This is a genomic window from Arthrobacter sp. Bz4 (assembly GCF_003075455.1).
Lineage (GTDB): Bacteria > Actinomycetota > Actinomycetes > Actinomycetales > Micrococcaceae > Arthrobacter_D.
On record NZ_QDAE01000037.1, the window covers coordinates 1 to 10,744 of the forward strand.

A 10,744-nucleotide genomic window follows, 5' to 3' on the forward strand; every position below is an offset into this window, starting at 1 on the left:
TAGGCCCGCTTTTGCGGGCGAAGTGTGTGAGTTTCCAAGATTTTTCAAAGGCCCTGAGACCACTGTGTCTGTAACGAACGCAGAGTTGATGAGTTGTGATGGTCCGGGGGATTCAGTTTAGGGGAGGCTAGCAGTGTTTGAATTGTTTCCGGCGGGTCTGGCGCATCAAGAAGCGGAGAATCACCCGAGGTTATTTGTCTTGATTGCCAGGTATCGGGATCTTGACATTGACTCCGCGGCGCAGCTTCATCTCGTTTCCGCGCAGATAACCGGGCAACTCTCGACGAACAGTGATGCCGTGTCCGGTTCGGCAATTCTGTCCACTTGCAACCGCTTTGAGATCTATTGTGAAGTCGGAGACGCTAAGAACATAGAGGGCGCATACCTTGATGCCCTCGCAGCTGTTAGCCGTTGCTCCGGATTAACGCCAGTCAGACTGGCTTCATTGTTTGTGCCTCTTTGGGGGCCGTCCGTCGCGGAACACCTGTTCGGCGTCGCCACAGGATTGCAGTCGATTGTTGCGGGCGAGCATGAAATTGCTGGTCAAGTTCGTCGCGCGCTGTTCAATGCGCAGCGCGCAGGTACGACGAGCGGGCTTTTGATTCGCCTCTTCGAGGCGGCCTCTAGGGTTGCGAAGGAAGTAGGCGCACGGACCGCCCTTAGCGACTCCAGCAGATCCATTGCCGCCGTCGCCTTGGATTTGGTCACCGCGGGCCCCTACTTTCCCGTCCTGGCCGATGCGTCGGTCATTGTCTTCGGTACTGGCGCTTACGCGAGTAGAGTCCTGAATATCCTTCAGAGCAGAGGGTGTTCGGACGTCTCGGTGTTTTCCCGGTCAGGTCGAGCCGATACTTTCGTTGCCAACAGGGGTAACGGTGTCACGGCAGTGACCTCGAACGATTTGGCTGCGGCCGTCGCTAGATCGGACCTTCTCATCGGGTGTAGTGGCGTCGGAACGCGTTTCGTCCAATCGGAGCTAGCCTGTGAAGCGCGTCCGGCGCGCCGTCCTCTTACGATTGTCGATCTTGTTCCCAGTCGGGACTTTGACCCGTTAGTGGCGGAGCAGCCGGGCGTTACATTCATCAGTCTGGAGTCAGTCCGCAGAGCTGCTCCCAAAGCGGATGCAGCCGCGTTGGTCCAGGCTCGGGGTCTTGTTCAACAGGCAGTACAGCGTTTCGAGGAGCAAGAGCGGAGCAGGGTTGCGGACGTGGTCATCGTCGCTCTGCGCCAGCATGTCCAGGGGATTCTCGACCTGGAAATGGAACGAGTCATGCGGCAGCACGGTTCTGCCGCGACGGCTGAGCAGACTAACGCCGCGTTGCGGCGGATGGTCCAGCAGTTCCTCCACGTACCGACCCTTCGCGCTAAAGAACTTGCGGCAGCTGGCCGTCAGGACGAATTCCGGAAGGCACTAGATGTTCTTTTCGGAATAAGCAGCACAGGGGCGAAGGGCGAGGGACGTCCCGGCAACGACCGACCAAGTCTGAGTCATGTGCGTTGAAAGCATGTAAATCAAGGAACAGAACCAGTGATCGAGTGGCCGGTGCATGCACCGGGTTCTGTGTACTCGCCCTCACGGACGCGGTCGGTGATGAGCGCAACGAGAAAGACCTGGAAGGACTAGCGACGGGGCTCACATAAGGGCGCAGATAAGGGATGGTCGGAACTGCCCCGAGTCTGGAATGGCGTCGCTGCTGAGCCAGTGGCCGTACGAAGGACTGAACTGCTCTGGGTTTGTTGGAGGCTTCTGATCTTGGTAACGAGAATAGAGTCATGGCAACGAGTGAGGGATCTGGGAAGTCGACGGCACGTCGGTATTCGCCGGAGGAGAAAGCTGCTGCAGTCCGTATGGTGCGGACCTTGCGTGCGGAGCTGGGTACCGAGCACGGGACGGTGCAGCGGGTCGCGTCGCAACTGGGATACGGGACTGAATCGGTACGGGGCGTGGGTGCGGCGGACGGATGTTGTTGATGGCCAAAGCCCAGGGGTAGGTACTTCGGGGGCCAGGCGGGTGCGTGAGCTCGAGCAGGAAAACCGTGAGCTGCGGCGGGCGAATGAAATCCTTAAGCGCGCCGCGAGTTTCTTCGGGGCGGAGCTCGACCGCCAACAGCGGAAATAGTCTTGTTCATCGACGCGAACAAGGACGACGTCGTTGAAGGACGCAGGCTCGGAGTCGAGCCTATCTGTGCGCTGCTGCAGGGTGGCTGGCGAGCACTTGTTACGCCGCGAAGAGCCGCGCACCGTCGGCGCGAGCTGTCAGCGATGCGGTCCTCACCCCGGATCTGGTCACCCTGTGGGAAGACAATTATCGTGTCTACGGTGTCCGCAAACTCTGGAAAGCCGCCCGTCGCACCGGGGTCGACATTGGCCGAGATCAGACTGGCAGGCTGATGCGCGCTGCCGGCATCGAAGGTGCGAGGCGATCAAAGCGTGTGAAGACGACGCGACCGGATCCAGCTGCGAGGAGGCACCCGGACTTGGTGAACCGTGAGTTCACCGCGGTGGCCCCGAACCGGCTTTGGGTGACAAGGAGAATCCCTCCCTCGGGCTGACGCTGAAAGTTATCAATTACCTGGACATCGACTTGAGCGCGAAGAGCCAGCAACGGCACCGCATCGACTTTAGCGCGCAGTTCGCGGACACCCTGTCGGCCCAGGATTACCCGTTTGCGCTGCGACTCTTGGGCGAATACGCTAGCGCATCAATTACCCTCGGACGCCCCGAAATGACCCGTGCGGACTCCTGGATAGGGCGACCGGTGACATTGATGCTCAGTACGAGAGCGCCGCTCTCGTGGACGAGGTCGTGCAGGAGATGTCCGATGATTACGGTCTGCCCGGCCGGTGGCTGAACTCCAACGCGGTGGCCTATTTGCCGAACGGGACGTCTTGGATCGCTGGTCCGCCAGGATCATCGTCGGCGGTTCGCCTCGCCGACCTTCCCTCACTGGCGGCCATGAAGATTGCGGCCGAGCGCCAGAAAGACATCGAGGACCTCGGCCGGATCGCACGTGCCCTCGGTATCGACGACCCGGAGGAACTCGTCGACATCGTGAAGATTCGATACCTCTGGCCGCCGGACGCGAGACCTACCTGATCGTGGCGGAAGAGGCGATCCAGGCGGTCAATGGCAGGCGAATCAGGGATGACATTGCTCCGCCTTATCTCACCAACGCCAAAGCCGAACATCTCCACTCGATTTTGAGCGCCCTCGGGGGCGAGTATGAGAAGCACACCCACGCCAGGTAGAAGCCCAAGATCCCCAACTCTCCGGCCGCCCTTGCGCTCCTCGGCGAGTTACACGGGAAGGGATTCGTCGCGAGTTTCGACCAGGAACGAGATCCGATCAAGGTGAACAAGCGGCTCAAGTGCCGGACGCTCAAATTGCCGGCGTCAGGCGGTCCTGATTACCCTCTGTTAGAACCACTGCCGGGCGATGTCCCGGTCGGTCGGTCCCTGGCATGGCGCAGTCGGCCGGTGAGCCGAAAGGTCATCTGTCACCTTGAAGCACATTGGTGCGTGTTTCCAGATGACTCGATTTATCGTCAGTGCGCTACGCGCTCCCGGTGCCAGGACCTGGTGGACCCGGATTCCGTGCCCGCGTTCCCGAGCGGAATTCTTCCTTGCCCGGAGTGGTTCCAGGAGTATGGCCCTTCCCCTTCTTCGGATTTCCATTCTCGACCGTGCCAATGCCCGGGACGGGTTTTCTGCTTCGGATGCCCTGAACCGCGTGCTGGAACGGGCCCAGCGGGCCGAGGAGTGGGGTTACCACCGTTTCTGGGTCGCAGAGCATCACGCGGTGCCAGGCATTGCCGGTTCCGTTCCGGCCGTGCTGATGGCCGCCGTTGCCGCACGGACGCACTCCATCCGGGTGGGCTCAGGCGGCATCATGCTTCCCAACCACCGACCACTCGTGGTGGCCGAACAGGCGGCCACACTGGAGGCTCTGCATCCTGGGCGGATCGACTTAGGCGTGGGCCGATCTGTCGGTTTCACCCCGGCCGTCCGGGATGCGCTGCACGCCGGGAAACAGGAGGCGGAGGAATTTGAAGACCATCTGGTCCAACTGCTTGCTTACCTGTCCGGAGCCGCGGCCATCACTGCCCGGCCACGGAACGATTCGGCTACACCGGTATTCGTGTTGGCCACCGCTTCGGGAATCGATATTGCAGCCCGTGCCGGCCTGGCTGTGGTGCTGGGTGGGCCAGCCGTGTTCCTGACGGATCAGAACGGCACAATCCCGGCGCTGGATAGGTATCGCACACAGTTCCGTCCATCACGCTGGTTCGAGCGGCCCTACATCATGGTTTCCGCCAACGTAGCAGTGGCCGCCACCCGCCAGGCGGCGAGGGAACTGCTTCTGCCCGAAGCCGTCGCGCTGGCCCGCTCCAGGACCACCGGCGAATTCGCCGCCTTGGCGTCGATGAGTCCAACTGAGTGGGCCGTGCTGACTCTCCGGGAAAAGGAAGCGGTCGAAAGGAGCCTGTCCACATCGATCTACGGCACGGCCTCAGAGGTTTGGACCCAAGTCCAGCACCTGCTCGCGACCTCCGGAGCCGACGAGTTGCTGATCACGGGCGGAGCCTTCGACGTCGCGGCACAGGCGGAATCCGATCGGCTCTTGGCCAGAATCTTCCCCCAAGACGAGCGCCGCAGCCAGGACGACCGCCCGGGGATTCGCGCCATCCCATCGACGCCCACCCGGCTTGACGCCACCTAGCGCCATCCCAGCCCGAGCAGCCATTCCGGCCCGGCCCGGTGCTGTAATAGGGCTGCGGTGGACGAGTTACTGCTCGGCGCCACCGCGCAGGGAGGTGTCGCCGGCGTCGCTGTCTGGTGTTGCCCCGAGGTCCTCCGGGCGCAGGTCGACGTTCCCGATCGCCTGGGTATTAGGCATTCCGGGGACGCTACGTAACCGGAAAGTTGCCGTGAGCTTGTTCCACGATCAGGGCTTCCTCTGCGCTGAAGCGGATCTCGTTCGCGTCGTCGCCGACGTCGCCCGGGACGTCCTCGCTGAACCTTGACGGGTTCGGAACTGTAAAGCCGTTGACGCTGTCTTCGCTGCTCCCGGTCATTGGCTCATCCTTTCGTAAAGGGAATGGTGCGAATCCGGCTACGAGTGCTGTTCGGCACAGGGTCACACGCGAGGCGTGCAGGGACATGACAAAGTCCAGTCGCGTAGGACATTTTTAGTATTGACTACGGCGGTGCACCGGCGGATTTTAGCCTACTGGCGGAAGGAATCCTACAGTGAGCAACTACGTTGTGCCTGCCCTGAAATTTACCTGCGTCGCCGACACCGGGCCCAACTGGGCCGGGACCGACGACCCGTACTGGATCTTTACGACCCTCGATCCCGGCGGTGCACCGAGGACCATGCGGGTCGGGTGTCTTCGCCGAGGTAACCACTGGTGGAACCAGGCTCTTTCCACCCATCACCGTGGCCACGCGCACTCACTTCCTCACGACCCGCGCGGCGACTACCCACATGATCAAGCAAGGCGCCGGCGTCGTACTGATGTTCGGCGGTTCCGGACCGCAGACGCTCCCCGGGCACGGCGGTTTCAAGGTTGCCCTGGATGCGATGGAGGGGATGCGCCGGCAATGAGCGATTGAATTGGGCCCGCACGGCGTGCGTGTGGTCACCATGGTGACCGGCGGAATTATCGAGACCATTCTGTGGCAGGCCGAAGGCCTCGCGGAGATCGAGGAGAGAATCAAGAAGGCCTCGATCCTGAACCGCACCACCACCCTGGAGGACGTCGAGAGCGCGGCGTGCTTCATAGCCTCGGACAAAGCGGCGGCCCTAACAAGCGCCACGGTCGACATCTCCGGCGGGGCTATCCCGGACTACTAGGAGTGCCAGAGTTCCGCCTACTCCACGACCGCCCGGGAACGCTGGTTGCACCGCCAGCGCCGCTTACCACGCCGAAGTGCGGCGCCGCCACGGCCCGGGCTACTTGCGAAATTCCTCACGCGGCGCCCGCGCGGACTTGGAGGCCCACCTGCGGCATACTGGCCGTAAGAGCGATTCGTATGCTCGCAGACGGTGGGGAACGGCGGGTTATTTGCCGGGGTCCCCCTTGGGGCCGGCGCCGATGGACCAGACGCGCGGGGGAGTGGTGCCGTTGACGGCGTAGTCGCCTACGATGCGGGCCTTGAAGACCCAGGGGTTGTGGCTGGCAGCGGTGCGGGCGTTGCGCCAGTGCCGGTCCAGGTTCTTCTTGGTGCTGGTGCCGGAGGCGGCGAGGGCGTCGAAGATGTCCGAGGTAGCACGGGTGGAGAGTTCGGTCAGGATGACCTGCGCCTGCGCGGTTTCAAGTTCGGCCAGGTCGTTAAGTCGTTCTTCCTCCACAGGGTTGTCCAGGAAGGCGCCTTCGTAGGCTCCCTGCAGTGCGCGGGCGGCACGTTCGAGGGTGGCTTCGGCTGCGTAGGCGCGGGCCGATACCTGGCCGACGACTTGGAGGATCTGCGGGTCGGCGGCGAAGGAGTCGGCGTTGCCGTGGGAGAAGATTCGGGTCCGGTGGCGAACTTCGGTGGCGATCTCCCGTTCGGCGGCCCTGATGCTTCCGGCCAGCACGGTCAGGAGCACGGCCTGATAAAACGCGGTCTGGTACTTGAAGCGGGTATCGAAGTCGATGACGTTTCCGGCCTCGACCGATGCATCCGTGAACGTGCTGGTGCCGGAGCCCGTAGTGCGCTGGCCAAAGCCGTCCCAGTCATCGGAGTGGGCAACTCCGGGCTGGTGGGCGTTGACGACGGCGATGACCTTGACGTTGTTGTCGGTGCGCTGGGCGAAGGTGTCGATCCAGTCGGCGAAGATGCTGCCGGTGGAGTAGTACTTGGTGCCCTTGATCCGGAAACCGCCGGTGGGGCTTTCCGGGTCCGGGCTGACCTTGGTGATGACATCACCGATCTTGACGGCGCCCACCTCGGTCCAGGAGTTGCCGACGATCTCGCCCTTGACGAAGCGTTCCAGCCACACGGCGCGCTGGGCGCCCGTGGTGACCAGACGGTCTTCAACGAACGCGAAGTGGCCGCGCAGGGCCTGCGGAATGTTTGAGTCGGCGGCGGCAAGTTCGGTGAGCAGGCGGAACAGTTGAGGCAGGGTAGCGCCGAATCCGCCGTCGGAGACGGGTACACGGAGGGCGCCGAAGCCTGCCTGTGTGAGCTCCTTGATTTCGTCGAAGGGCAGCCGGTGGTCCTGCTCACGAGCGCTGGCGCCTTCGGCGATGCGGGTGAAGATGGGACGGAACCGGCTAGCGAGGGTCTCGTAGTCGACGTGGTCGGTGGCGGCGGTGATTGGTGTCATGGGATTGCCTTTCGTGAACGCTGTGAGGGACTCAAATTCGTTGATCGTTGAAGAACGTTTACGCGGAAACCGGTTCGGCCAGCGCGGCCGGTTCGGTGGCGGCGGGGTTCCGCGAACCGCCGGATTTGCTGATTACCAGGGCCACGGTGAACAGGCCGGCGACGACGACGGCGGTAATGCCCGCCAGGACCGATCCCGCCGGCCACGCGCCGGAGAGCCCCAGTAGCGCCGGCGCCGTTGTGGTGATTTGTCCTGCAAGGATTGCCGCCCAACCGGTGAACGCCGAGAGGGAGGACTTTCCCCCGGCCAGAACTAGGAAGAACAGGGACCATAGGGCCGCCCAGCTCAGCCACAGCACCGACAAGAAGGGGTCCCTTGCGATGTTGGCGACGGAGTAGAAGACGGCGAGCAGGGCTACCAGAGCGCAGAACCAGCCGACGCCGGCCGACTCAAGGTTGAGCACGGCGTTGAGCCCGACGTACAGGTAGGTGAGGCCGAAGAGGACGATGCCGGCCGCGCCGAGCAGCAGTTCAGTGTTACCGCCGGCGGCAGTAGCCAGGAGCACGGCCAGTAGCAATTGGAGGATGCCAATGACGATGTTGAAGACGCCGCTGTCACGGGCCGGGATGCGGCCTAGAAGGCCGAGGCCGTTGATCAGGAGGGCCGCGCCGGAGAGTATCAGGCAGATATAGGACATGGAATGTTTCCGTCCGCGAGGATGCCACGCCGAAGCGCGGCTCGGTGCTTGCCGCGACGCTTTTGCGAGGCGGCCGGATCTTCACCTGGGGCACCCCACCACGAAGAGGGTTGCCGTCCAACAAGCCAGGGCTCAATGCTGGAACTCTTGATCTGTACCAAGGACACTATGGGCGCGGCTTGGGCACCACAAGAAAGTTGACGCCGCATGAAGGGATGCCGTTGGTCGCCGCAGGTTCAGTTCCCAAAAGATCGGCGATTCTGGACTGGGCCACAGGGCGGAATGTAACCCAGCGGGGCTCGACAAGGTCACTGGGGCGTCAAAGGTGGTCACAGATCGAGGCAAAGAAGGGGGTGTGCACATTGTGCACACCTTGGGTGTTGGACTGGGGCGCATCGGTGCCGGACTGGGCCGGTTTGGGGAGGTTTTCGGGGGAGGCCAGTGTTTGCAGGGGGTGGAAGCCGGTTCAAGTCCCACTTCGGGCACACGTTTCCCCTTGTCAGAGGCTGTTCCGCTCTCTGACTGTGCACAAACCGGCTCAGATGGTGAACAGGGTGTGCCTGTTTCGGTGTGTGGGTTGCAGTCGTTCTGTGGGGGTCGTCCTCCTTTCTCTTCGGGAGCCCTTGGTGGGCTTTCTTACTACTTCATGGCGCAGTGGCGGGGGAGGTACATGACTTTGATGAAAGTTTTTCACCGATTTCCCTTTTGGACCGGACCGCGCTTGGGAAACCGCGCAAGTTGCGTTGGACGCAGGCACTCCCGTAGATGAAATCCGGGACTTCCTGACAAAGATTGGATTCGACGAACACGCCACCAGCCATCGGCGCGCCTATGCGTGCCTCATCCTCTCCGATCATGATGGTTTATCGCTTCCGATGTCTGACCGGGAAGTCATCGATTTGGGACTACTTGATGCACCGGACCGTGCACGATTCCACCTTGCCGCGGCACGCGAGGCGGCTCGCGTGGGACACGGGACCGCGGCAGCGGTGGAACTCAGCAAGAGCCGAGCCTACCTTTTACACTGGCCCGGCCGTATCGCCTCATCGCTCGACCAGGTAGCTGCCACAATCTTGGACACACCATCAGTGACCCCGGCGCAGCAGAAGGTTCTGAATCTACTCCTCGAGGGCCTGTCCAATGAAGACATTGCTCATCAGCTCAGGATCAGTCCGCGCACGGTTGCCGTCCATGTTCAGGCACTCCTTCGCAACACAGCAGCGAGGTCGCGCACCGACCTCGCCGTTCGTGAGCTTCGCCGACGATTCACTGCCCTCAACCACGCGTAAGTGCCCCTCACCTCTTAATGAAACTCCCATTCATCGGCGATTCTCGTCACGCTGCATAGACTCACCTAATGAACCTCAACCAGATTGCGATTGATTGGGATGCCGCGAAGGAGAGCAACCGCGATAATTGGGAAGACCGCGTCGCGCTGCATGAAGAGTCTTACCGGATCAGCGATATGGTCGATCCCAACCATTTAACCCGGGTAGTCAAGGACGACCTGGGCGCACTCGTGCCTTTCCTCTCGGGTGGCACGGTCCGGCAAGAAGACCGGATTCTGGCTCGAAGAACTCGCAGCGCCCTACTACCGCTTCGTCGAAGCCGGCGCCGACATCACCCTCGCGTCTCCCATGGGTGGCCAGCCGCCGCTCGATCCCAAGAGTAGTGAGCCTGCCAACCAGACTGACCACACCCACCGTTTTGAAGCCGACCTTGAGGCCCAACAGGCCCTGGCTAACACAGCTCGCCTCGAGTCGATCGATGCCGCGGACTTCGACGCCGTCTTCTATCCCGGCGGCCACGGCCCCCTGTGGGACCTCGCCGAGGACCAGGACTCCATCACTCTGATCGAGACGTTCCTTCGCTCGGGCAAGCCCGTCGCCCTCGTGTGCCACGCGCCCGGCGTTCTCCGCCATGCCCGCAACGAGGATGGCACCGCGCTTGTGTCCGGTCGGAAGGTCACGGGTTTCACCAATTCCGAAGAGGAGGGCGTCCAACTGACCGACATCGTCCCCTTCCTGGTCGAGGACGAACTCATCAAGCTCGGCGGTGACTACTCCAAGATCCGTGACTGGGAATCATATGTCGTCGAAGACGGCCTGCTGATCACCGGCCAGAATCCGGCATCGTCCTCCGCAACCGCCGACGCTCTGCTGGTGAAGCTCGCAAGGCTTGCCGCATGAGCGCCTACGTCATCATGCTCCGTGAACGAGTAACTGACCCGGACGAGCTCGACGTGTATGCCGCGGCTGCTCGTCCGGCTAGGGTCGGACGTCCGATCACTCCCGTGGTCTCGTACGGAGCCATCACGACCCTTGAGGGAACCCCGCTTGATGGAATCCTTGTCAACGAGTTCCCGACCGTGGAGGACGCGCTGGCCTGGTACAACAGCCCCGCATACCAGGCCGCCATCCCGCACCGGCAGGCAGCAGCCGACTACCGGGTCCTCATTGTCCAAGGCGTCAACTGACAACAAATTTCACGACGACGGGCATGTCCGCCTAGCGACGGACATGCCCGTCGCTCCGGCGTTTCCTCGCCGGCGCCGTGGCAGGGTTCCCGTCATGGGCGTCCTGCTGGTCGAAGCGGTACTTCTACCTGGGGCACAAACGTCTCCGGCGCTCCGCGCGCTGACCTGCACACCGGAAACCTCGTACTGGTCGGGGCCTCCATCGGCGCCCGATTCAACGCCGCGGCCATGGCGGAACGGATTTGCGCCGTGCACGCACT

Annotated in this window: 11 protein-coding genes, 1 pseudogene and 1 riboswitch; of the genes and pseudogenes, 9 read left to right on the forward strand and 3 right to left on the reverse strand. The window is 62.5% G+C overall.

Going from position 1 to position 10,744, the window contains the following annotated elements; genetic code table 11:
* Positions 1-133 precede the first annotated feature (133 nt).
* From DDA93_RS15345 to DDA93_RS15360, 5 genes and pseudogenes are all read left to right on the forward strand, one after another.
* Positions 134-1,501: a glutamyl-tRNA reductase gene (locus DDA93_RS15345; protein WP_116779234.1), complete on the forward strand. Its 1,368-nt coding sequence runs from the start codon at positions 134-136 to the stop codon at positions 1,499-1,501.
* A 272-nt stretch (positions 1,502-1,773) separates the two neighbouring features.
* Positions 1,774-2,528, forward strand: a pseudogene (locus DDA93_RS15350) (IS3 family transposase); the annotation flags it as partial.
* Between the two features lie 265 nt (positions 2,529-2,793).
* A complete protein-coding gene (locus DDA93_RS15355) occupies positions 2,794-3,096 on the forward strand; it encodes a hypothetical protein (protein WP_207771362.1) in 303 nt (100 codons plus the stop codon).
* 2 nt (positions 3,097-3,098) lie between these two features.
* On the forward strand, positions 3,099-3,248 hold the full coding sequence (locus DDA93_RS16520; RefSeq protein ID WP_207771363.1) for a hypothetical protein: 150 nt from the start codon (positions 3,099-3,101) through the stop codon (positions 3,246-3,248).
* A 397-nt stretch (positions 3,249-3,645) separates the two neighbouring features.
* The gene (locus DDA93_RS15360; RefSeq protein WP_116779235.1) at positions 3,646-4,719 is read left to right on the forward strand and encodes an MsnO8 family LLM class oxidoreductase; all 1,074 of its coding nucleotides are present in this window, start codon (positions 3,646-3,648) and stop codon (positions 4,717-4,719) included.
* Positions 4,720-4,906: 187 nt separating this feature from the next.
* On the opposite strand, the gene DDA93_RS16390 is transcribed toward DDA93_RS15360, so the two are convergent.
* Positions 4,907-5,074, reverse strand: a complete 168-nt coding sequence (locus DDA93_RS16390; protein ID WP_165802658.1) for a hypothetical protein — start codon at positions 5,072-5,074, stop codon at positions 4,907-4,909.
* 542 nt (positions 5,075-5,616) lie between these two features.
* Between DDA93_RS16390 and DDA93_RS16920 the strand changes: the two genes are divergently transcribed.
* Positions 5,617-5,856: an SDR family oxidoreductase gene (locus tag DDA93_RS16920; RefSeq protein ID WP_279325282.1), complete on the forward strand. Its 240-nt coding sequence runs from the start codon at positions 5,617-5,619 to the stop codon at positions 5,854-5,856.
* A 207-nt stretch (positions 5,857-6,063) separates the two neighbouring features.
* Here the strand turns inward: DDA93_RS16920 and DDA93_RS15370 are convergent, their stop codons facing one another.
* Positions 6,064-7,311: an acyl-CoA dehydrogenase family protein gene (locus tag DDA93_RS15370; RefSeq protein ID WP_116779236.1), complete on the reverse strand. Its 1,248-nt coding sequence runs from the start codon at positions 7,309-7,311 to the stop codon at positions 6,064-6,066.
* A gap of 58 nt (positions 7,312-7,369) precedes the next feature.
* Positions 7,370-8,008: an AmiS/UreI family transporter gene (locus tag DDA93_RS15375; protein WP_116779237.1), complete on the reverse strand. Its 639-nt coding sequence runs from the start codon at positions 8,006-8,008 to the stop codon at positions 7,370-7,372.
* A 39-nt stretch (positions 8,009-8,047) separates the two neighbouring features.
* A riboswitch (SAM riboswitch) is annotated at positions 8,048-8,161 on the reverse strand.
* A 722-nt stretch (positions 8,162-8,883) separates the two neighbouring features.
* Here DDA93_RS15375 and DDA93_RS15380 point away from each other — a divergent pair.
* The 3 genes from DDA93_RS15380 to DDA93_RS15390 all read left to right on the forward strand — a co-directional run bounded on the left by DDA93_RS15380 (position 8,884) and on the right by DDA93_RS15390 (position 10,484).
* Entirely contained in the window at positions 8,884-9,297 is a 414-nt protein-coding gene (locus DDA93_RS15380; protein ID WP_133185569.1) for a LuxR C-terminal-related transcriptional regulator, read from the forward strand.
* A 246-nt stretch (positions 9,298-9,543) separates the two neighbouring features.
* On the forward strand, positions 9,544-10,197 hold the full coding sequence (locus DDA93_RS15385; protein ID WP_116779239.1) for a type 1 glutamine amidotransferase domain-containing protein: 654 nt from the start codon (positions 9,544-9,546) through the stop codon (positions 10,195-10,197).
* Complete coding sequence (locus DDA93_RS15390) at positions 10,194-10,484, forward strand: DUF1330 domain-containing protein (RefSeq protein WP_116779240.1); 291 nt, start codon at positions 10,194-10,196, stop codon at positions 10,482-10,484. The genes DDA93_RS15385 and DDA93_RS15390 overlap by 4 nt, the downstream gene beginning before the upstream one ends.
* The last annotated feature ends 260 nt before the right edge of the window (positions 10,485-10,744 follow it).

What these genes read in the sequence shown, in the direction of transcription:
- DDA93_RS15360 (WP_116779235.1), top strand. Translation starts at nt 3,646, where the DNA reads ATGGCCCTTCCCCTTCTTCGGATTTCCATTCTCGACCGTGCCAATGCC.
- DDA93_RS16390 (WP_165802658.1), bottom strand. Translation starts at nt 5,074, where the DNA reads ATGACCGGGAGCAGCGAAGACAGCGTCAACGGCTTTACAGTTCCGAAC.
- DDA93_RS15370 (WP_116779236.1), bottom strand. Translation starts at nt 7,311, where the DNA reads ATGACACCAATCACCGCCGCCACCGACCACGTCGACTACGAGACCCTC.
- DDA93_RS15375 (WP_116779237.1), bottom strand. Translation starts at nt 8,008, where the DNA reads ATGTCCTATATCTGCCTGATACTCTCCGGCGCGGCCCTCCTGATCAAC.
- DDA93_RS15380 (WP_133185569.1), top strand. Translation starts at nt 8,884, where the DNA reads ATGTCTGACCGGGAAGTCATCGATTTGGGACTACTTGATGCACCGGAC.
- DDA93_RS15390 (WP_116779240.1), top strand. Translation starts at nt 10,194, where the DNA reads ATGAGCGCCTACGTCATCATGCTCCGTGAACGAGTAACTGACCCGGAC.